The sequence below is a fragment of the Steroidobacter gossypii genome (assembly GCF_016801985.1).
GTDB lineage: Bacteria > Pseudomonadota > Gammaproteobacteria > Steroidobacterales > Steroidobacteraceae > Steroidobacter > Steroidobacter gossypii.
In genome coordinates, this window is sequence record NZ_JAEVLS010000003.1 from 141,938 (window position 1) to 161,562 (window position 19,625).

The 19,625-nt window shown below is 63.7% G+C and carries 18 protein-coding genes; 5 read left to right on the forward strand and 13 right to left on the reverse strand.

Annotated features, from left to right (window positions below; all coding sequences use genetic code 11):
- Positions 1–3: 3 nt before the first annotated feature.
- From JM946_RS14595 to JM946_RS14650, 12 genes are all read right to left on the reverse strand, one after another.
- The gene (locus JM946_RS14595; RefSeq protein WP_203168028.1) at positions 4–816 is read right to left on the reverse strand and encodes a class I SAM-dependent methyltransferase; all 813 of its coding nucleotides are present in this window, start codon (positions 814–816) and stop codon (positions 4–6) included.
- Positions 803–1,930, reverse strand: a complete 1,128-nt coding sequence (locus JM946_RS14600; RefSeq protein WP_203168029.1) for an aminotransferase-like domain-containing protein — start codon at positions 1,928–1,930, stop codon at positions 803–805. The genes JM946_RS14595 and JM946_RS14600 overlap by 14 nt, the downstream gene beginning before the upstream one ends.
- 1 nt (position 1,931) lies before the next feature.
- The gene (locus tag JM946_RS14605) at positions 1,932–2,258 is read right to left on the reverse strand and encodes an NIPSNAP family protein (protein ID WP_203168030.1); all 327 of its coding nucleotides are present in this window, start codon (positions 2,256–2,258) and stop codon (positions 1,932–1,934) included.
- Positions 2,255–3,361 carry an NAD(P)/FAD-dependent oxidoreductase gene (locus JM946_RS14610; protein WP_203168031.1) on the reverse strand — a complete coding sequence of 369 codons (1,107 nt, stop codon included), beginning with the start codon at positions 3,359–3,361 and terminating at the stop codon, positions 2,255–2,257. The genes JM946_RS14605 and JM946_RS14610 overlap by 4 nt, the downstream gene beginning before the upstream one ends.
- Before the next feature lie 36 nt (positions 3,362–3,397).
- Positions 3,398–4,168, reverse strand: coding sequence for an SDR family NAD(P)-dependent oxidoreductase (locus tag JM946_RS14615; protein WP_203168032.1), 771 nt, complete (start codon positions 4,166–4,168; stop codon positions 3,398–3,400).
- Positions 4,169–4,181: 13 nt separating this feature from the next.
- Positions 4,182–5,108: a DMT family transporter gene (locus JM946_RS14620; protein WP_269141013.1), complete on the reverse strand. Its 927-nt coding sequence runs from the start codon at positions 5,106–5,108 to the stop codon at positions 4,182–4,184.
- Positions 5,108–6,622 (reverse strand): hypothetical protein, encoded by a 1,515-nt coding sequence (locus JM946_RS14625; protein WP_203168034.1) that lies wholly within the window; start codon positions 6,620–6,622, stop codon positions 5,108–5,110. Before JM946_RS14625 ends, JM946_RS14620 begins: the two co-directional genes overlap by 1 nt.
- On the reverse strand, positions 6,619–7,245 hold the full coding sequence (locus JM946_RS14630; protein ID WP_203168035.1) for a CDP-alcohol phosphatidyltransferase family protein: 627 nt from the start codon (positions 7,243–7,245) through the stop codon (positions 6,619–6,621). Before JM946_RS14630 ends, JM946_RS14625 begins: the two co-directional genes overlap by 4 nt.
- Complete coding sequence (locus JM946_RS14635; RefSeq protein ID WP_203168036.1) at positions 7,242–8,039, reverse strand: phosphocholine cytidylyltransferase family protein; 798 nt, start codon at positions 8,037–8,039, stop codon at positions 7,242–7,244. Before JM946_RS14635 ends, JM946_RS14630 begins: the two co-directional genes overlap by 4 nt.
- 32 nt (positions 8,040–8,071) lie before the next feature.
- Complete coding sequence (locus JM946_RS14640; protein ID WP_203168037.1) at positions 8,072–9,262, reverse strand: aminotransferase class I/II-fold pyridoxal phosphate-dependent enzyme; 1,191 nt, start codon at positions 9,260–9,262, stop codon at positions 8,072–8,074.
- A gap of 33 nt (positions 9,263–9,295) precedes the next feature.
- Positions 9,296–10,222, reverse strand: coding sequence for a phosphoenolpyruvate mutase (gene aepX / locus JM946_RS14645; RefSeq protein ID WP_203168038.1), 927 nt, complete (start codon positions 10,220–10,222; stop codon positions 9,296–9,298).
- A 438-nt stretch (positions 10,223–10,660) separates the two neighbouring features.
- A complete protein-coding gene (locus JM946_RS14650) occupies positions 10,661–11,884 on the reverse strand; it encodes an MFS transporter (RefSeq protein ID WP_203168039.1) in 1,224 nt (407 codons plus the stop codon).
- Between the two features lie 48 nt (positions 11,885–11,932).
- Between JM946_RS14650 and JM946_RS14655 the strand changes: the two genes are divergently transcribed.
- The 5 genes from JM946_RS14655 to JM946_RS14675 all read left to right on the forward strand — a co-directional run bounded on the left by JM946_RS14655 (position 11,933) and on the right by JM946_RS14675 (position 18,138).
- Positions 11,933–12,472 (forward strand): Lrp/AsnC family transcriptional regulator, encoded by a 540-nt coding sequence (locus tag JM946_RS14655; RefSeq protein ID WP_203168040.1) that lies wholly within the window; start codon positions 11,933–11,935, stop codon positions 12,470–12,472.
- A 238-nt stretch (positions 12,473–12,710) separates the two neighbouring features.
- The gene (locus JM946_RS14660; RefSeq protein WP_407700557.1) at positions 12,711–13,958 is read left to right on the forward strand and encodes a spinster family MFS transporter; all 1,248 of its coding nucleotides are present in this window, start codon (positions 12,711–12,713) and stop codon (positions 13,956–13,958) included.
- Positions 13,958–15,592 carry a carboxylesterase/lipase family protein gene (locus JM946_RS14665; RefSeq protein WP_230979757.1) on the forward strand — a complete coding sequence of 545 codons (1,635 nt, stop codon included), beginning with the start codon at positions 13,958–13,960 and terminating at the stop codon, positions 15,590–15,592. Before JM946_RS14660 ends, JM946_RS14665 begins: the two co-directional genes overlap by 1 nt.
- Positions 15,589–17,181 (forward strand): long-chain-fatty-acid--CoA ligase, encoded by a 1,593-nt coding sequence (locus JM946_RS14670; protein ID WP_203168043.1) that lies wholly within the window; start codon positions 15,589–15,591, stop codon positions 17,179–17,181. The genes JM946_RS14665 and JM946_RS14670 overlap by 4 nt, the downstream gene beginning before the upstream one ends.
- Positions 17,182–17,244: 63 nt before the next feature.
- A complete protein-coding gene (locus tag JM946_RS14675; RefSeq protein ID WP_203168044.1) occupies positions 17,245–18,138 on the forward strand; it encodes an SDR family NAD(P)-dependent oxidoreductase in 894 nt (297 codons plus the stop codon).
- An 11-nt stretch (positions 18,139–18,149) separates the two neighbouring features.
- On the opposite strand, the gene JM946_RS14680 is transcribed toward JM946_RS14675, so the two are convergent.
- A complete protein-coding gene (locus JM946_RS14680) occupies positions 18,150–19,544 on the reverse strand; it encodes a nitronate monooxygenase (RefSeq protein ID WP_203168045.1) in 1,395 nt (464 codons plus the stop codon).
- Between the last annotated feature and the right edge of the window lie 81 nt (positions 19,545–19,625).

Here is a 19,625-nt window from a genome sequence, read left to right on the forward strand (position 1 = left end):
CGCTCAGTCGGCCGGCTGCCCGGCGATGAATGTTTCATTCACATACGTCATCGTCACCACGCCTTGCGTGTCGGCGTGACGAGCAAAGATCGACAGCGCCTCCGCCAGCACTGCATCGATGCCGAGGCGCTCGATGGCGGATTGCAAGATGGTAGAGGTGCGCACGAGCTGAATCAGATTCTGACGATCGACGCGTGCGTCGATGGGCCAACGCAGCGCCTCCACGTCGGTGAGCTGTGACGCCTCGCGCAGCTCTGTTGCGTAATCGATGTCTTGATAGCTGCCATCGCGCGCGGTGCGCATTCCCCGTCGATACGTGGGCGCGTGTTTCTCCAGCATCGAGAAGTATTCATCGACGAAGGCGCTGCGACTGTCGTCGAGACTGTTCTGCACGAGCGCGAGAACTCCGCCCGGCGCGAGCACACGACGGGCTTCAGCATAGAAGCGCGGCCGATCGAAACGCTGCGCAGCCGCGGCGGCAACCACCAAGCGCGCGGCGCCATCTTCGACCGGAAGTTGCTCCGCCGCACCATCGATGTAACTCACCTTCGCCGCGTCCGGGGTCGATCGTGCAGCAGTCGCCCGCATGTCGCTGCTGGGCTCGATGGCAAGGATGGGGCCCGCCGGCCGCAGTTCGCGAGCCAGCAGCCGAGTGAAGATTCCGGTGCCCGCGCCTACTTCGATGACTGCGCCTTGCAGTCGAGGTGACATTCTGCGATTGATCGCCTCGACGCTTTCGCGAGGGTACGGTGGCCGGCAGTCATAGTGCTCGGCAATCCCGGTAAAGGCCTTCCAGGCGGTGCTATCGACGGCCATCGGCGAGCTCCTCGTAAACGTTTCTCAGCACGCGCAGACCCTGCACGAGTTGCTCGCGATTCGGCGCATCGCCGATCGCGGGCCGCACACCATGCATCGTCGCTGGACCGGAGTTCATCGCATAGAGATCGCTGGCACGCACCGGAACACCGGCCTCGAAAGCGGCGCGTTCCAGCTGCGCAGCGCTACGATTGTGAGGCGCCGGCAACCAGAAGTGCAACCCGTAAGAAGATCGGCAGCCGGGAATGTTCTGAAACACTTCGCGCACCAATTGCTGGCGCGCGCGTAGCTCGGTGCGATTCGCTTCGAGAATGGCATGAGCGGCGCCGGTCCGGATCCAATCCATCACGAGCGTCGCAACCAGGGGCGCGGGATGCCACGTGGAGAGGGTACGGACGCGAGCCAACAAGGCCTGAGCCGCCGTGGACGAAGGCGCCACCATGAAGGCGGTGCGGATTCCAAGGCTCAGATACTTGGACAGGCCCATCAGATACCAGCTCAGTTCCGGCGCGAAGGTGGCAATCGGCGGCGCGAGGTCCTCGGCATACAAGGCCTGAGCTTCGTCCTCGATGATGGCAATTTGATAACGCCGGGCGACCTCGGCGATGTCGCGACGGCGCGAGGCCGGCATGACGGTCGCCGTGGGACTTTGAATGGAGGGGTTGCAGTACAAGGCCGTGGGTTTGCGAGGCGAGCGGCAGATGTCTTCGAGCGCGTCGGCGCGCAAGCCGTGCTGATCCATCTCCACGCCGACGATGTCGACGTTGAACAGCGAGGCGATGACTTTGACCTGAGGGAATGTATAAGCCTCGGTGGCGAGTCGACCGCCAGGTCCCAACAGCGTCGCCTGCAACAGCAGCAGGCTGTTCATGGTGCCGTTGGTGACGATGATTCGATCGGGCGAGGGCTCCTGGCCCAAACGTGGCGACAACCAGCGGGCGGCGAGCGCTTTGTCGTCGGCGGTGCCGTCGAAGCGATGCTGTCGAAACAGTTCGGCGTGACCGTCACAAGCGGCCGTGAGCTTGTGTAGCGCTTCGCGGACGCCGGCGCCGAGAATGCCGAGCGGCGGCGGCGTCGCACGAAGAAATCCAATGGGAGTCCGGGCGTCGCTCATATCAAGGGCTCGGCGAGAACGCGGTGGGCTTGAGCAGAGTATTGCTGACCCGCTGAACCAACGGACCGTCGCTCTCCGTCTCGTGCCGGACGGCCAGCCATTCCGGGTCGGCCTGGAATGCGCCCCAGCGTTGCTCGCGCTCGGCCATCGACGCCCAGCGCAGCAGATAGATCAGGTTCTGGCTGGATTCGCCGATCACCACGGTCCAGAAGCCCACCGGTTCGATGCCATGCTTGCGAAACATGTGCAACGTGGTGGCTTCCATCCGTTTGAGCACCAGCGGCAGCTTGCCCGGTACGCAGTGATAGGTCCTGAGCTCGTAGATCATAGCGACGCCTCCGCGGCGACCGTGGTTGCGGCGAAACGTTCGGGTCGATACGGGGCGAGTTGTTTGACCGGATCGCCCAGAATTTCCTGGCTGGCCAGCCTGCCGAGATAACAACCCAACGTCATGCCACTGTGGCAGGTGAGCACATACGCCCTCGGCTGCCGATGAAGCCAGCCGAGCACTGGCAAGCCATCCTCGGGCACCGGCCGCGCGCCAATCAGGACCGCGTGTGGCGGCATGTTTCGCAGGGCGGGCAAGCGGCGGCTCAGTTGCTCCGCGATGAGCTGCGCCTCCATTCCGGGAGTGCAACCTGGAGGAAACTCGCCACCATGGTGGCCCGCCATGATCCTGCCGGCGCCGTCCGGCCGGAAATGCAGATGGCCGGCATAGCAGGTGTGAGTCAGCCTGCTGGGCAGGTAGTGCGATACAAACAAGGTGCCCGGGTCGGATCTCACTGTAAGTTGCGTGCCGAGGATCGCCGCCAACGAGCCGGTATCTACGCCGGCGGCCAGCACTACGACATCACCATCGATCGGCCCATGATCCGTGCGCACAGTGACCGAACTGGCGCGCGTTTCGAGCCCGGTGACTCGCGTGCATCGCCATGAAAACCCGCTGCGCGCCTGAGCCGCAGCCAGCAATCCGCCAACGAACGGCGCTCCATCCATCCAGCCTTCGTTGGGAATGCGGACGATGTCACGGGCGATGCCGTCGACATTCAGATCGGGTTCGAGGTGACGCCGCACGTCGGCGGGCGAGAAGAACTCCACGGCGACGCCGCGCTCGATCAGCGCATTGACGCTGCGATTGAGCTTGTCCCAGCTGTCCGGCGTTTCGCCCCAGCGCAGGGTGCCTTGCAGGTGCAGCCATTGCGACACACCGAGCTGCGCGGCAAGCTCGCGCGTGTAATCGATCGAGTTGCGCCGAAGCGTGAAGTACGGTTCGTGCCAATAGTTGAAATAGTTGATGCAGGCGAAGGTGGTCGAGGAGGCAAGGGCGGCGGGGCCGATGCGATCGATGGCCGTGACCTTGACGCCTCGCTCGAGCAGATGATGCGAGACAGACAGGCCGAGTATGCCGGCGCCGACGACGATGACGTGCATGGCAAGTCCTTTTGAGCATGAGTCGTTTGCGGGAATTCAACGGCAGCATGTCAGGCCGCCGTCGAGATACAGGGTTTGTCCAGTGATGTAGTCCGCGCCGGAGGAGCAAAGGAACAGCGCAGCTTGCGCGACATCTTCAGGCAGCGCGAGACGCCCCAGCGGAATCGGTTGCACCCAGCGCTGCAAGGTGGCCAGGTCGCCGGTTTGCGCCGCGTTTTTGGCGGTGCTGACGATGCCCGGTGCGATGCCATTCACGCGAATGCCCAGCGGCCCAAGCTCGGCCGCGTGTTGACGGACCAGCGCAGCGAGTCCGCCTTTGGCGCTGGCGAACGATGAATAGCCGCGCTCGAGATAGCCGAGGATGGAGCGCAGCGACAACAAATGGATGTGCCGCCCGCGGCGGCGCTCGGCCTGATGTGAAGCCACCGACTGGGCCAGAAACATCGCGGCCTTCAGCTGAGTGCCGACCACCAGGTCGAACGCCTCTTCAGTGACTTCCAGCAGGCGCTGCTCGCGCTGCGCGCCGAGACAATTGATGAGGAAGTCGATGCCGTTGCAGCGGGCGTCCACTTCGGCCACGACAGATCGGATCTCGGACACGTTTCGCACATCCAGCTCGGCGGCGGAGGCGCGTGCGCCGGAACTGCAGAGCCGTTCTGCAAGAGATTCGGCATGTTCCAGCCGACGGCCCGCGATCACAACGTGACAACCAGAGCGAGCGAAAGCGGTGGCGATGGCGCTGCCAAGCGCGCCGTAGCCGCCAACGATCAAGGCCGCGCAACCGTTCAGATCGACTGACAGGGTCATGGAGATCTCCTGCTCAATGCGTGCCCGGTGGGGCAACGGAAGATGTCCCGGCGGTGGCCCGGCTGCCGATCCAGGCCGCGCAGAGAATCATCGCGCCGCCCAGCAAAGTGGCGGCGCCGATCGTCTCGTTGAACACGAGCACGCCGGCGATGGTGGCGAAGATCAAGCGCAGATACTCCAGCGCCGCAGCCTGCTGTAGCCGCAAGGTGCCGAACGCGGCTGCAGCCGCGGCCTGACCGAGCACGAGCAGAGCCGCCGCCACGAAGATGCCTGCGAGCGCTGTGTGCGAAGGCCACTCCCAGACTTTCAACGCCGGCAATGCCGCGAGCGGAATGGCCGGGGCGAGTCGCAGGAGCGCCGAAAGCGTCGGCGTCTCACGCCCACGGAGCATTCGGAGTTGAGTGATCGTCAGCGCGGCCAGCGCCGCTGCAAGCAGCGCGGCGGCCACGCCGTCGACGCGGACCTCGCCAGCGGTGGGTCGCAGCACGATGAGGACTCCGCATAGTCCTACCGCGAGCGCAAGCCAACTGCGGCGCTGAAATGGCTCTTTCAATAGCCACCAGGCGTACAGTCCGGCGAACAGTCCGGTGGTGAAGAACAGGCTCGTCGCCATCGCCAGCGGCAGAGCGATCATCGCGTACAGCCACGCCATGGAAGCCAGGTAGCTGACGCCGCCGCACACTGCGTAACGCAGCAGGCGCGACCGGTCTGTCATCGGCTGATAACGACCCGGGCGCAAGCGTCGATCGGCCGCGACCCACGGAGTGACGAGCACGGCGGCGAACAGCAGGCGAAGAAACAATGCCTCGGGCGGACTGAGCGCGATAGCGGCGGTGCGCAGCAGAACGTGCGACACAGTGGAGAACATCATCTCACCGACAATGCAGCTGATCGCCACCACCTGTGCAGAGCGCGCTGCCACTCTAAAGGAGTTTTCCATCACGAGGCGCTCGGCGTGAGACGTTGGGCGCGCCACTGCGCTGTGCCGAACTGGCGCTGGAACACCGGGCCGGCGTGTTCATCGGAGGCGGCGCCCAGATGCACAGTGCCGGTCAAGTCGAGATCGCTCGAGCGGCCCAGGAACTCGTAGTACAGAGGCAAGCTGCCCTGCGGATGTTTCGCGATCAAGCGACAATGCTCGCCGGCGACCGAGCCCGTGAGCTCGCCTTCTGAGAATCGCGAGATGTGTGTTCCGGTCACGTTCCGACCGCGCTGTTCGAGGATCAATCGATGTTCGGCGCGACCGTGCAGGAAGGTGAGTCGCACCAACCAAGTTCCCGACAGATCGACCGTCGGCGCAGGGTCGTCTGCGACCGGCGTTCGGGCGAGCATGGAGAGCGCTCGTTGAAGGGTCTTGCAAACCAGCCGAGCCTCGGCGTCTGTGAGATTGATCGGATCGATGACGATCGAAAACCGCCCACACCAGAAGTCGTGAATGAGAATGCGCGGTCGACTCTCGAGCAGCATGGCTCGCAGCGCGCCGCTGTCGTGAGGAATCACTGAGGAATCCCATTCGACGCGAACCCGCGGCGCGGTGACAAACGGCGTATCGGGGATGAGCGTCATCGTGAGCGCCGGTGTGCCGGCGAGCTCGCGGCAGATTAACTCCGCGCGCTGCCGCCATTGCGAGCGTTCCTCGCGGGCGGTATCCGAGTTCAGCCATCGATCGAGCGCGACCACCGCGCCCACCATTTCTTCCTTGCCCACCTTCATGGTCCGGCCGATCGCTTGATGCGGGGCGCTGTTGCGCCAGATGGCCTCGCACAGCCGTCTGTCTCCGAGCACAATGCCGGTGGAGTGGGGCGCTCTCAGATATTTCCCGCCCGAGTACACGACGAGATTCGCTCCGGCGGTCAGCCATCGATCGGGTCGGGCCGGCGAAAGCCCGGCAGCATCCACCAGCACCGGCACTTCACGAGTGCGCGCGAGGGCCGCAATCTCTTCAAGTGATGGATTGGAGCCACGTCGCGCCAGCAAGCAGATGAGTACGACGCTGCCGTCGAGCAGAGACGCCAGATGTTGCAGATCGCGAGCGGTCACGATCTCGGCGCCTACGGATGACAGCGCGTGATCGTAGTCGAAGCGCTGCTGCTCGAGCATGGCCACCCGATGGGCGAGACCCGCCGTGCGCGGCAAGCGCAACATGTACTCGGGATTGTTTCCTGCGATACAGGCGGCAGCGGCCAGGGCGAGCGCCGCGGTCGTGCCGGATGTGACGACGCCCCAGGGTGCATCGGTCAGCTCATGCAGCCGCTGCCCGATGCCTTCGGCGAGCTCATCGAGGTCGACGAACTGCTCTGAGGCCGCCGCCATCGCGGCCAGCACTTCGGGCGCGGGATTGGCGCCGCCCCATTGAGTCCGTACGCCGCCGCAGTTGATGAGCGGCTCGACCCGCAGTTTTCTGAACACGTCGAGCGCGTCCGTCGGCGCCGCCTCCAACCGGGCGGCGCTCATTGCATTCCTCGAATGAACAGCGCCACCGAGGATGCAACCGTAAAGGCGATGATGCCGCCAAGGTAGACGCCGCGCGCTTTGGGCACCAGCAGCGACGAAACATGTAACACCGCCAGCAGCAGCAACGAGCTGTTCACCAGCGCTTGGAACAGCTGCGCTTCGAGCCATGGTCGAAACAGGAACAGCAGCGCCAGTGCAGGCAGATCGTATGAAAGCGGCACGCCGGTGAAGTGCTGGCCGCCGGAGAGACCAAAGGTGTTGAAGTAGCTCAGGCGCAGGGCGCCCGCCAGCAGCAACAGCCCCGCCAGCCCGAGCGACAGCAGCGAAGCGCCGTTCAACTGCAACACCAGCATCGCCGGGAACACCGAATCCGAGATCAGATCGGTGAACGAGTCGAGTTGCTTGCCGATCGCGCCGGCGTTCTGCCGGCGATTGCGGGTGCGCGCGGCGACGATCCCGTCCACGTGATCGGCGATCAGCGCCCAAAGCGCCGCGGCGAGCGCAACCTCGAGCTGTCCGATGTGGACGTAGTACAGCGCCAACAGGGCGAAACACAATCCTACCGCGGTGATGGCGTTGGCCGGGTCGCGCAAATAGCTGACCATCAGCGTTTGCGATCTCATGCGAACCGCTCCGCCAACTGGCCTTCTGGCGCAGGCTGCTCCGGCGCGAAAATGCGCTCGGCGATGCGCAGATCCTCGACGCTGTCGATTTCGAACCAGTTCAGATCGCCACAGTCGACTGCCCCGAGCTGCAGCCCTTGTGGACGTATCAATGCGCTGAGGATCTGCTCCACGTAAGCGCCGTGCGCGCCGCCGACGATCGTCCGGTCGAGTTCCGGGAGCAGCTGCGACTGGAGCGTCTCGGCGGTGAAGCGATAGATGTTGATGGTCTTGTACAGGGGCTCGACGAGCGCGTCGGACATTTTCTGATTCAAGCGCAGCTCGCGGGCGCGACCTCGTTCATCGAGCGTTGCCGCCGAGCCGGTGAGCAGCGGCGACATCGGTGCAACCGCGCCAGCATCGGGATGTTCCGAGCGCAGCAGACGTGTCAGCACAGCCCTCTCGAAGAACACATCGCCTTCCAGCAGCAGGCAGCTGCCGGCCGCGAGAAAATCCCGAGCCAGCCACATTGAGTAAGCGCTGCCAGTGCGTTCGAAAACATCGGAGCGCACGTAGCTCAGGCGCATACCCCTGAAATGATCGCCGTACACGCCTTCCACCGCATCGCTGCGATATCCCACCACAATGGCGGTCTCACGAACGCCGCAGCTGGCGAGCTGGCGTAGCGCATTCTCCAGAATGGCGACGCCATGAACCTTGATCAGTGTCTTGGGAACGTCGGCGGTCAATGGGCGCAAGCGGGTGCCGAGTCCGGCCGCTAGAATGAGTGCGCGATGGGTGCCTGTGGTTGGCATGGGTGCGTCCTTGCTCCAGTTGTTGAGAGTTGCTAACGGATGGAGTTCAGCTCGCGAACCAGTCGGGGCAAGCCGCTGCGAAGCTGTTCCGCGGATACGCCATATGAGAGTCGCAAGCCGGCGGGATCGCCGAACGCCACACCAGATACCCCAGCTACGCCGGCTCGCGTGATCAGGCGCGCCGCCACGTCGTCTGCGGTTCGCAACGACTCATCCGCGCCGATGGGCGCAAGCAGATTGGAAAGATCCAGATAGAAATAAAAGCCTCCCTGAGCGTTGGGATCCGGCACGCGCTCCAGCTCGGCAAGGATCGTGAGACCCTCGTGTCTGGCTCTGAGCAGTTGCTCGCGCAGATCCGCCACGAAATGGCCGCTGCCGCTGCGCAGATGCTCCAGCACCGCATGTTGCGCGATCACGTTGGGATTGGAGGTCGTGTGACTCTGCAAGGCGCGCACGGCCTTGATCAGTGGTGCAGGTCCGGCCATGTAGCCGATGCGCCATCCCGTGATGGCCAGTTGTTTGGAAAAGGCGTTGACGATCACCAGTCGCGAGCGCAACTCGGGTGCGAGACCGACGATGGAATGGTGGATGTGCGGCGCGTGCGTCAGCTCTCCGTAGCATTCGTCGAAGATCACCCAGAGCTGGTTTTCGATCGCGAATTGCGCGATCGCGAGCAGGCACTCGCGTGAGTAAACCGCGCCGGTCGGATTGTTGGGGGTGTTGATGATGATGGCGCGAGTCGCCGGGCTCGACGCATCGCGCAGTGCCTGGATGCTGGGCAGATATTGAGTCCGCCGGGTGTCGACGAACACAGGCTTGGCGCCCGCCATGGTCACCTGGGCAGGGAAGGTCGACCAGTACGGCATCGGGATCAGCACTTCATCGCCGGGATTCAGCAATGTCATGGCGGCGTTGAACAGCGCCTGCTTGGCGCCGGCGGTGACCGCGATCTCATCGGCGCTCCAGATCTGCCAGGTTTCGCTGGTGAGCTTGGCCGCGATCGCTTCACGCAATTCCGGCATGCCGATCGTGTCGGAATAGCGCGTCACGCCTTGCTCGAGGGCGTTGAGGGCGCCTCTATAAAGTGTCGGGGCGAGATCGGCGCTGACTTCGCCGGCGCTCAGATCGAGAACGGTGGTGCCCGCGGCGGCAGCCGCCTTGGCGGCTGAGCGCGCCGCCGCCGTACCGGAATTGCCAAACGACTGCATCCGTTGTGCAAGCATGTGAGTGCTCTCCGAAGCCGTAGATGAGTTGTCTCAGGCCGAAGCCGATGTTTCTGGGAGGTAGCGGCCTTCGGCATTGGCCAGCTCGTCGTAGCGCATCAGCTTGAATACTTCTTCGAGGGTGGCGACATCCGGCTCGATCCCGGCGACGCTCTCCTCCGACAGGATTCGCCGGCACACTTGCCCCATGGCGCGAACCGAGGCGCGCATCGCATGATTCGCCCAGATGACGGTGGAGATCGATGCCTGCCGATAGGCGGCGACCGGGGTCCGATAATATTTGGTGGGAACGATGATCAGCGGCAGGCGATTCTTCCAGGCCCGGGCGAAGGACAGGACTTCGTCCGCCGTTCCCTTGCGGGAATGGATCAGGATTGCATCCGCGCCGGCTTCCGCATACGCATGCGCTCGTGACAGCGCCTCTTGCTCGTCGTAACCGGCAATCAGCGCTTCAGTGCGCGCAATCAAGCAGAATCTGTGCTCGGGAACCGTGTCTTTGACCGCTCGCAGTCGACCGGAAAATTCCTTGACGTCGGCCAGCGGATGCTTGTCGCCGACGAACGAATTGAGCTTCGGGAAGCCCTTGTCCTCCAGACAGATGCCGGAGGCGCCGCGTTGATAAAGCTTGAGCGCCGCGAGGCGGGCGTTGTTGAAGTTGCCGAAGCCGCTATCGCCGTCGACCAGAATGGGAATGTGGGTCACATCCGCCATGCGCTCGACCACTTCGACCACCTGGGTCCATGACGCTTCGTTCGCATCCCGGTAGCCGAGACTCGAAGCGATCGACAGGCCCGACGCCCACAGCCCGGGGAAGCCACTCTCTTCGGCAATCGCCGCCGACAGTGCGTCGTGCGCTTCCATCAGAAAGGTCAGTTCCGGAGAGTGTAGTAACTGGTGTAACGCACTCGACGTTGCGGTTGAGAAATCCTGGGTGTGTACGCGAGTGGTTTCAACGCTCATCGATGCTCTCCGTTGCTTGCTCAAGTGACGACGTCCGTTCGGCGTGGGGATTGTTTGTATTGCGTCGTCGTAAGCAGCGTCAACGGATTGCGCACCCGCTTTGTTACAACTGATGAACCTTATATTTCAGCCGAAAGATCCCAGCGTCGATGGCCGGTCGAGAAGCAGGCGAATGTGACAATCAGATAACGGACAGATAACGCTCTGGGCGGCGAACACTGCAGCGCGCCTAGCGTTCGCGCCGTCGGTGAGGTCTCGGATGGGCGCTCGCGCGGAGCGGCGCGGTTATATCGGCCGCAGTCGCGTCCGGTACATCGGGTGGCCCGGGGCGCGGTGCGTTCGAACGAGTTGGGTGTCAGTCGTGGGAAGTTGACATCGGCTCGACTGGCGAGCCTTTCGATGACTGGGATGAAACGCTCGGACCAGACAGGTGACTTGTTATTGCGTGCTTATGGATCGCTCGCCGCCCAACTCAAGGGCGACCGCTTCCGTGTGTCGCCACGCCGCTGCGATCGCTGCGATCAGCATCAACACCGCCGCGACGAGCGCTGACATCGCGAAGCCCAAGCTCGTGTGAAGTGGACCGAAAGCGGCCGTTCCTGCGAAGCCTGCGAGATAAGTGACGGCGCTGTTCAATCCCATGATGGTGCCCCGACGCGATGGATCGAGCGCAGTCAGGCGCATGATCAGCACATTGAGGCCGAAGTGATTGGCCAGTCCCCAAACGAACACCGCGACCAGCAGCGCGCCAAAGCTCTTGCCCAGCAGGGCCATAGACACATACACGGCGCAAGCCGCGACGAATGCGACGGGCATGACACGCTTTGCGCCCACGCGGTCAACGAGATTGTCGAGCAAAGCGGCCGCGCCGAAACCAACGCCGTACACCATCGCCGCGAGTCCGTTGGCGCTGACCGGCTGGCCGAGCCCGTTGTTCAAATAGTCGCCGAGATAACCATACATGCCGTAGAAGGCCGCCATGAATGCGCCGCAGGCGATCAGCAGCGGTTTGGCGCCTGCAATTCTGAGCGCCTCGAGCGGCAGAGGCGCCGATTGGGTCGCCAGAACTTCGCGATATTTGCCGATCGAAAGCATCGCGACGGCGGCGAAGGCGAGAGCCGCGATCGCTCCGAACACCGCACGCCAGTGAAGGACGTCTGCGAGCACCGCGGACAATGAAACGCCCGCCACCATGCTGAGCGTCCAGCCGGTGAGCACGACACCGATGGTTCGGCTTTCTCGTCCTGGCGGAGCGACGGCGGCGGCGCTCGAATATATGGCCGGCAATGCAACGCCCGATGCGACGCCTGCGATCAACTGGCTTGCAATCAGCACACTGACCATCGGCGACAGCGCACTTAGAATGAGTGCCACGGCCAACAGCGCCAGCGCCAGTTGCAACATGCGACGCGCTCCGATGCGATCGATGTGACGCGCAAGGAACAAAGCGCTTGCGGCGGTCCCGAGCCCGAATGCGGCCGCCGCGGTCATGACGACAGGCACTGTAGAGCCGAAGGAGCGGGCGACTTCCGGTGCGATCGGGCCCAACCCCAGGGAGTTCGAGCCGATGACGGCGATACAACCGGTGAGCACATAAGCCATCCGCGGCAGCGGCGCGGCGGCTTCGGTGGTGCGAGCGAAGGATTGATCTGTGTTCGCCATAGTTGCATATTGACCGAATCGTATTCAGCCACAAGCGGAATCGGCGGTATGAACCAAGAAACAGATGGCATTCGGCAGAACGGCGGGCGCGGGCGCGATCTGGATGCCTTCGACCGAAAATTGTTAAGCCTGCTGGTCGAGGATGCGACGCGCAGCTATGTGGAATTGGGCGAGCAGATCGGGCTCTCCGCGCCCGCCGTCCATGAGCGCGTCAAACGTTTGAAACGCACCGGCGCCATCCGGCAGACCGCCGCGCTGCTCAACCCGATCGCCATCCATAAGACGTTGCTGGCGTTCGTTCATGTCGACACGCACGGCTGGGGCAAGTCGCCGGAGCTGCTTGCGATCTCGAAATATCCCGAAGTGGAGGAAATGCACTCGGTAGCCGGCGACACCTGCATGCTGCTCAAAGTGCGCACCAAAGATTCACGAGCCCTCGAAGGACTCCTCGCGCGCATCTACGACGTTCCCGGTGTGATCAAAACGCGCAGCTACGTCGTGTTGTCCACTCACATGGAGCGTCCGGTGCAAGCCGATATCACCACCGAATGGCCGGCGCCTCGCCAGGCGGCCCGGCCGCCGCGCTGAAGCAGCGTGCCTCTGCGCAGTCATTAACACGCGTGAGAGTGAGTGTTGACGGCGGGCCCCGCTCACCGGCATTATCGAATCGCGCCGGCGTCCGGCCGGCTGCGACACATATTCGATGGCAGGGGGGAATGCGATGGGCAAGCTGGTTTCGCACGGCACGGCTGCCGTGTGTCGGGAGCGTTGATTGGCTGCCGTGCCCCTTGCACGGCCCGACGCGCGGGCATGGTTCGTGCTCGGCATGTTGTGCTTCGTGTATGTGTTGAACTTCCTGGACCGGCAGCTGCTGTCGATTCTGGCCAAGCCGATTCAGGACGATCTGCAGCTTAGCGACGGGCAGCTCGGACGCATCGGCGGTTTGTATTTCGCCTTGTTCTATTGCCTGATCTCCATTCCGGTGGGTTGGCTGGCCGATCGCACCAATCGTGTGAAAGTGCTTTCGTTTGCCTGCGCGCTGTGGAGTGCGGCGACCGTCGCTTGCGGAATGGCGTCGACCTACCCGCAACTCGTCGCGGCGCGCATGGCGGTGGGAGTGGGCGAGGCGGGCGGTGTGCCGCCATCCTACGCGATCATCTCCGACTACTTCCCTTCGGGCACGCGAGCGACCGCGCTCGGTTTGTTCAATCTCGGGCCACCATTGGGGCAGGCCCTGGGCGTCGCGTTCGGCGCATCGGTGGCAGCAACTTATGACTGGCGCAGCGCCTTCGTTGTTGTCGGCGCAGTGGGCGTCGTCACGGCGCTGCTTGTTTATATGTTCGTCCGGGAGCCCGTTCGTGGCGGCCTGGACCGAGCGCCTTCGGTGGCGCCTGTGGAATCTGCGACGGCCCACGCCGGCTTCCGCGCCACCATCGCAATGTTCTTCTCGAGGCCGGTGCTGGTGCTCGTGGCGCTCGCTTGCGGCGCGACTCAGTTTGTGACTTACGCATCGCTGAATTTCACGACGCTGTTCCTGATGCGCGAGAAGGGCATGACCCTGGAGGAGATCGCCGTCTACTACGCGTTGCTGATCGGCATTGGCATCAGCGCTGGAATGTATGTTTCGGGGCGCATCACGGATCGCCTGGCTCGTAACGGCAAACAAGCCTATGCCCTGGTGCCGGCCGTGGGTCTGGCGCTGGCGATCCCATTTTTCATCGGCTTCGTCTGGGCGCCCGGCTGGCAGCTGGCATTGTTGTTCCTGATCGGACCGACCTTCTTCAATTACTTCTACCTGTCGCCGGCGGTGACGTTGGTTCAAGAGGAAGTGCGGCCGAGCGAGCGCGTGCTTTCCGGTGCGCTGCTGCTGTTGGTGATGAACCTCATCGGTCTGGGCCTGGGGCCCACCTACCTCGGCGCTCTGAGCGATCTGCTGCGCGACACTCATCCGGAGAATTCGCTGCAGCTGGCCTTCTACACGCTCGTGCCGTTCTACGTGCTGGCCGTGGTGATGTTTGTCGTTCTGGCTCGCAAGTTGAAGCGCGAGCCGCTGGTCGTCGGAGATCAACCTTGATGTCCCTGGTTCTGCGTGCCGCTGCATTGAGTGCGCTCGTGCTGCTGGCCGCGCCCGCATCCGCTCAGGATCCTGTCGTTCGTGCCCCGGCCGGCGCAGTCAGAGGCGTCGCTCAGCAGGGCGTGCGCGTCTTCAAAGGGCTGCCTTACGCGATGCCACCCGTCGGTGCGGCGCGTTGGAAGCCACCGGTAGCAATGCCGGCCTGGAGTGAGGTTCGAGACGCGACCCGCTTCGGGGCGGCCTGCGTTCAACCGAAGGGGCGAGCCGACAGCATCTACGCCTGGGATCTCGAGCAGACCAGCGAAGATTGTTTGTTTCTGAACGTGTGGACGCCAGCACAAGCCCAGAACGCGCCGGTCATGGTGTGGATTCACGGTGGCGCGCTCACGACAGGCGCCAGCAGCGATCTGATGTATGACGGCGCCGGATTCGCCAGGCTGGGTGTAGTCGTCGTATCGATCAACTATCGGCTTGGCGCGCTCGGTTATCTGGCGCATCCGCAATTGAGCGCGGAGTCGCCGGAGGGAATCTCGGGCAACTATGGATTGCTCGATCAGATCGAAGCGCTGCGCTGGGTGAAACGCAACGTCGCCGCGTTTGGCGGCAATCCAGAGAATGTGACCATCGTGGGCGAGTCGGCCGGCGCGTTGAGCGTGATGTATCTGATGGCGTCGCCGCAGGCGCGCGGGCTGTTCAACAAGGCGGTCGCACAGAGCGCTTATATGATTTCGATGCCTGAGCTGAAGCAGGCGCGTTTCGGCCAGCCCGCGGCTGAGGCGATTGGCGCCAGCATCGCGGCCGAGCTCGGCGCCAAGGACCTTGCAGCGCTGCGTGCAGCGCCTGCATCCGAGCTGATCGCCGCGTCGACTCGCGTTGGTTACTTTCCATTGGGCACGGTCGATGGTCGCGTGCTGACTCGACAGCTGGTGGAGACGTTCGATCGGGAAGAGCAGGCGCCAGTGCCCATCATCGCCGGCTTTAACAGCGGCGAGATCCGGTCGTTGCAGATGCTTGCGGCGCCGATGCCTGCGAACGCGGCAGCGTATGAATCAACCATTCGCGAGCGCTACGCTGATCTCGCCGATGAGTTCCTGAAACATTATCCAAGCAAGGATCTCAAGGAGAGCATCCTCGCAGCGCCGCGCGACTCGCTGTATGCCTGGACCGCGGAGCGGCTGGTTCGCAAGCAGACGGCCATTGGCAAACCTTCGTTTCTCTATGTGTTCGATCACAGCTATCCGGCGGCGGACGCCGCGGGGCTGCACGGCTTCCATGCCGCCGAGCTGCCTTTTGTATTCGGTACGCTCGACCGAACGCCGCGTCATTGGCCCAAGGTGCCGGACACCAGGACGCAGAGGGATTTATCCGCGGCCATGATGAGCTACTGGGCCGGATTCATGCATTCCACCGAGCCACGTGCGAAGGATCACGCGCAATGGCAAGCATATGGATCAGATCGAGCGTACATGAGATTCGCTGAAAGGCCGGAGTCTGGCACGCGTCTGCTGCCGGGCATGTTTGAATTGAACGAGCAGGTCGTCTGCCGACGACGCGCCAGCGGCGATCAGCCGTGGCACTGGAACGTGGGATTGATCTCGCCGCCGCTGCCGCCCGCCGTGGAGTCCTGCCGATGATCGACGGCGCAATGCAGGATTTCGCACTCACACTGGACAAACTGCTCGATCACGCCGCCAAGTGGCATCCAAGCGCTCAGGTCGTCACCGGGCGCGAAGGCGGCAGAATCGATCGCGTGAGCTATGCGGACCTGAGAGATCGCAGTCTGCGCGTCTCGGCGCTGCTGCGGGATCTTGGCGTCGAGCGCGGTCATCGAGTCGCGACTCTGGCCTGGAATACGCAGGCGCACGTCGAAGCCTGGTACGCAATCATGGGCATGGGGGCGGTCTGTCACACGCTCAATCCCCGGCTCACTGCAGCTCAGCTGGCGGCGATGCTGGCGCAGTCCGAGTGTCGAGTGATCGTGGTCAGTGCCGATCTGGTGCCGCTCACCCGGCAGATCGTCGAGCTCACTCCGACGATCGAGCAGGTGTTGATCATCGATGGCGGTCCGGATGCGTGGACCGGCGAGCGACGCCGGCCGGTTGTGGACCTGCTCGAGGAGGCGATGGCCCAGGCGCGCGCTCAGATCACCTGGGGCGGCTTCGATGAACGCGCACCGTGCGGGCTGTGTTTTACCTCCGGGACCACGGGCGCTCCCAAGGGCGTCACGTACACCCATCGTTCCAGTTTTCTCCACACGTTGCGAAGCCTGCAGGCGGACGTGTTTGGAATCACGGCCGCCGACAGTGTGCTCACCGTCGTCCCCATGTTTCATGCAAATGCGTGGGGCTTGCCGTTCGCAGTGCCGGCGGCGGGTGCGAAGCTCGTGCTTCCCGGGCGTCAGGCGGACGGCGCGAACCTGGCCCGTTTGATCGCGGCGGAATCCGTGACGATCGCGGTCGGTGTTCCGACCGTGTGGCTCGGATTGGTCGAGCACCTCGATGCGCAGGGCGGCGAGCTGCCCTCGCTGAAGCGCATCATCGTGGGGGGCGCACCGTTGCCCCCAGCGCTGATGGAGCGAATCGAGCGGCGCCTGAATGTTTCTATACAGACGAGTTGGGGCATGACGGAGCTTTCGCCTTCGGGCACCGTGGCGTCGCCGAACGATCCCCAGCGATCCGCCGCATCGTCGGGACGCCCGGCTGTCGGCGTGGATCTGCTGTTGACCGACGCAAGCGGCGCGCCACTGCCAGAGCAGCGTGGCGTGGAAGGTCATTTGCGGGTGCGTGGCGCCAGTGTGATTCAACGTTACTTTGGCGATGAGCGCTCGGCCACCGACGACAACGGCTGGTTCAACACAGGCGACCTGGCGCGCATCGATCCGGACGGTCAGTTGTTCATCACTGGCCGGGCCAAAGATCTGATCAAGTCCGGCGGCGAGTGGATCAATCCCGCGGAGATCGAGGCCATCGTCGGCGCCTTGCCCGAAGTCAGCCTCGCCGCGGTGATCGGCCGCCCCGATCCGAAATGGGGCGAGCGCCCGTTGCTGCTGGTGGAGACGCGTCCACATCAGGCGATCAGCGATGAGACGCTGATCGGGGCGTTGCGCGGTCAGGTGCCGCCCTGGTGGATTCCCGATGCGGTCATTCGGCTCGAGCGAATGCCTCTGGCCGCCACTGGCAAGATCGACAAGCTGCGCCTGCGCTCGGCCTACGGCGGCGCTTGAAACACTCGAGCACCGGCCTCTCTGCCGGTGTTCTCTGATCTTATTTTGGAAGGAATGGCACGCATGATTCTGCAAGACCGAGTCGCGATCGTTACTGGAGCCGGTGGGGGACTGGGGCGAGCCCACGCGCTATTGCTCGCGCGCCACGGCGCCAAGGTGGTGGTCAACGACATGGATCAATCCGTCGCCGTTCGTGTCGCCGATGAGATCATCGCCGAGGGCGGACAGGCCATCGCTGCCGCTGCCTCGGTGACCGAGGAGACGCAGATCGCCACGATGGTCGAGCGCGCGATGAGCCGATGGGGCCGCATCGACATCCTGATCAACAACGCCGGCATTCTGCGCGACAAGAGCTTCGCGAAGATGACCCTGGCCGACTTTCGCCTGGTGCTGGATGTTCATCTGATGGGCGCGGTGATCTGCACCAAGGCGGTGTGGGAGATCATGCGCCAGCAGCAGTATGGCCGCGTGGTGATGACGACTTCGTCTTCCGGGCTCTATGGCAACTTCGGTCAATCCAACTACGGCGCCGCCAAGATGGCGCTGGTGGGATTGATGCAGACGCTGGCGCTGGAAGGCGAGAAGTATGGCATTCGCGTCAACAGTCTCGCGCCGACGGCGGCCACGCAGATGACCAACGGCATTCTCACCAAGGAAGCGCTCGAGCGCCTCGATCCAAAGCTGGTCAGCCCGGGCCTGCTGGCGTTGGTGGGCGAGAATGCGCCGACGCGTGCAATCCTGTGCGCGGGCGCGGGCCACTTCGCTCGTGCGTATGTCACGTTGACCGAGGGCCGCTATGTGGGCAATGCCGACGATGCCGGAGAGCGGGTGATCGCCCGCTGGGAAGAGATCGGCGATCGCTTCGGCGAAACCGTGCCGCCTTATGGATTCACTCAGGCGGAACACGAGCTCGCGAGCGCTGGTTGCGCCGGCAAAGTGCTGGCCGGCGGACACTGAAAGTCGAATCGCTACTTCGACGGAGGCGCCTGCAGGCTCGCGTTCACGCGATCGATATTCGTTTGATGCGCGTCGAGCATGTTCGATAGCTGGTCGCGCAGTTCCTGGTCGCGCACCTGGGGAAGCAGTTCGCGCAGGCGTTTCACAACCCAGCCCTGACCACGATTCACGAAGGCCAGTCGTTCTGGCAGGTCGGGGATCGCCATGGCTCTTTCGTTGAAAGAGCCGATGCGCGAGGACGGCGTGCCACCCAGCCTCACGATGGCCTGGGTTAGAACGCTGCACCAGTGCGCTTCGTCGCGCTGGATGTCTTTCACCAATGCCGCCAGTTCCGGATCTTTTGCTTCCTCGGCCGTAAGCAGGCAGACGCGAGAGCCGGCGCGCTCGGCTTCGAGCAATTCGTTCAGAGGTGTGAGCAGCTCGGCCTGTTTGGTGAGGATCTCGGTCGCTTCGGCAATGATGCTTTGCAGACGTTCACCGACGCTGACGATGGCCGCGATGCGGCCAACGCCGGTGCCTGAATAGAGCGCCATGGCTTCGAAGTCGCCGGTCATCGAGCACAGCGGCGAGTCGGTGCTGAACAGGTAGATCGGCCGGCCGTTTTCATCGCCAATGATGACTCTTTCTGCACGGAACGGATCGCCATGCTCGCCCTGGGTGACACTGTTGGCGAGCACGCGCACTTTGGCGCCGCGAGGCCAGTTGATGTGAAACATATCGGTAAGCACGGTATCCGTATCTTTGGCCGCGAGCAGTCGTCGCTTGTGATAGGGGTGCGCGAAAGACTCGTGAGTAGCCATGAGCGCGGTGCCCAGCACCGCGCCTTGGGCGCCGAGGGCGAGTACGTCCGCCACGTCCCGGCCATCGGAGATGCCACCAGCTGCGAGCACCGGACAATCCACGGCTGCAACGACTTGAGGAAGGATTTCTCGAAGAGGTGAAGCGCCGCGTACGTGCCCGCCGGCTTCGCAGCCTTGCGCGATGATGGCGTGCGCTCCGGCCTGCCTGGCGGCGACGGCTTCTTCCACCGAGCCCACCTGACAGACTACGACGATGCCGGCCTCCCGCAGCCGCGTGACGATCTGCGCCGACAGATCCCAGAAGAGAGTGACCACCGGCACAGACACCTCAGCGCATACCTGCAGCTGGGCTTCGAGCAGATCGGGAGGCGTGGCGGCCGGAATCAGGTTCACGCCGAATCTCTGCACGCCGCGCGCTCGCATGATTTGCACTTCACTGCGAATCAGCGAAACCGGCTCCCGCACCATTCCCAGGAAACCGAATCCACCCGCCTCGGTGACCGCAGCCGCCAACCCGGAGCGCGCCACGCCTCCCATGCCGGCCAGCACCAGGGGATAGGTGCAGCCGAGCAACTCGCAGATGGGTCGATGCAGGACAGTGCTCATGAAACGCTCCAGATCATACTTGTGCTTGCGTGTGCCAGACACCTGCGGCTTGCGCAGCGCAACGCCTGAATCAATCGCTGA

Coding starts and splice junctions, on each gene's coding strand:
- JM946_RS14595 (WP_203168028.1), bottom strand. CDS start 816: ATGGCCGTCGATAGCACCGCCTGGAAGGCCTTTACCGGGATTGCCGAG.
- JM946_RS14600 (WP_203168029.1), bottom strand. CDS start 1,930: ATGAGCGACGCCCGGACTCCCATTGGATTTCTTCGTGCGACGCCGCCG.
- JM946_RS14605 (WP_203168030.1), bottom strand. CDS start 2,258: ATGATCTACGAGCTCAGGACCTATCACTGCGTACCGGGCAAGCTGCCG.
- JM946_RS14610 (WP_203168031.1), bottom strand. CDS start 3,361: ATGCACGTCATCGTCGTCGGCGCCGGCATACTCGGCCTGTCTGTCTCG.
- JM946_RS14615 (WP_203168032.1), bottom strand. CDS start 4,168: ATGACCCTGTCAGTCGATCTGAACGGTTGCGCGGCCTTGATCGTTGGC.
- JM946_RS14620 (WP_269141013.1), bottom strand. CDS start 5,108: ATGGAAAACTCCTTTAGAGTGGCAGCGCGCTCTGCACAGGTGGTGGCG.
- JM946_RS14625 (WP_203168034.1), bottom strand. CDS start 6,622: ATGAGCGCCGCCCGGTTGGAGGCGGCGCCGACGGACGCGCTCGACGTG.
- JM946_RS14630 (WP_203168035.1), bottom strand. CDS start 7,245: ATGAGATCGCAAACGCTGATGGTCAGCTATTTGCGCGACCCGGCCAAC.
- JM946_RS14635 (WP_203168036.1), bottom strand. CDS start 8,039: ATGCCAACCACAGGCACCCATCGCGCACTCATTCTAGCGGCCGGACTC.
- JM946_RS14640 (WP_203168037.1), bottom strand. CDS start 9,262: ATGCTTGCACAACGGATGCAGTCGTTTGGCAATTCCGGTACGGCGGCG.
- aepX (WP_203168038.1), bottom strand. CDS start 10,222: ATGAGCGTTGAAACCACTCGCGTACACACCCAGGATTTCTCAACCGCA.
- JM946_RS14650 (WP_203168039.1), bottom strand. CDS start 11,884: ATGGCGAACACAGATCAATCCTTCGCTCGCACCACCGAAGCCGCCGCG.
- JM946_RS14655 (WP_203168040.1), top strand. CDS start 11,933: ATGAACCAAGAAACAGATGGCATTCGGCAGAACGGCGGGCGCGGGCGC.
- JM946_RS14660 (WP_407700557.1), top strand. CDS start 12,711: ATGTTGTGCTTCGTGTATGTGTTGAACTTCCTGGACCGGCAGCTGCTG.
- JM946_RS14665 (WP_230979757.1), top strand. CDS start 13,958: ATGTCCCTGGTTCTGCGTGCCGCTGCATTGAGTGCGCTCGTGCTGCTG.
- JM946_RS14670 (WP_203168043.1), top strand. CDS start 15,589: ATGATCGACGGCGCAATGCAGGATTTCGCACTCACACTGGACAAACTG.
- JM946_RS14675 (WP_203168044.1), top strand. CDS start 17,245: ATGATTCTGCAAGACCGAGTCGCGATCGTTACTGGAGCCGGTGGGGGA.
- JM946_RS14680 (WP_203168045.1), bottom strand. CDS start 19,544: ATGAGCACTGTCCTGCATCGACCCATCTGCGAGTTGCTCGGCTGCACC.